Raw genomic sequence first — 333 nt, 5'->3', positions numbered from 1 at the left:
TCCTTGAGTTGGGCTTATTCGTTCAATACAGGGGGAGGGTGGGGGTACTTCGCCGCGAACTGCCGAATTTGGTATGGGTATTATTGATGCCGGAACTGATAGTTAGAAAGGATACAGGTGAGCTTCTATTTGATACGTCGAAAATCACATATGGGCTTGTGAAGAGCGGCAACATGGTTTATTTGCGATCTGATGGTGTATATACAATAAGAGGCTCAAACGTCGATCCCGATCAGAAAAGCAGCTACAACTACAATGCAGGGAAGCACCCGATACACGGCTTCACAGTGAGCAATGCAAGATCACCAGTTGTTTTCATCGTCGGTCGTGGAT

The 333-nt window shown here is 46.5% G+C and carries 1 pseudogene; it reads left to right on the top strand.

Annotated elements, in window-relative coordinates:
- Positions 1-38: 38 nt before the first annotated feature.
- Positions 39-333, top strand: a pseudogene (locus JL015_RS27865) (hypothetical protein); the annotation flags it as partial.

Source organism: Pseudomonas cichorii (genome assembly GCF_015471405.1).
GTDB lineage: Bacteria > Pseudomonadota > Gammaproteobacteria > Pseudomonadales > Pseudomonadaceae > Aquipseudomonas > Aquipseudomonas serbiensis.
The sequence above is the reverse complement of the archived record's forward strand: the minus strand, read 5'-3'. Positions and strand labels throughout refer to the sequence as shown.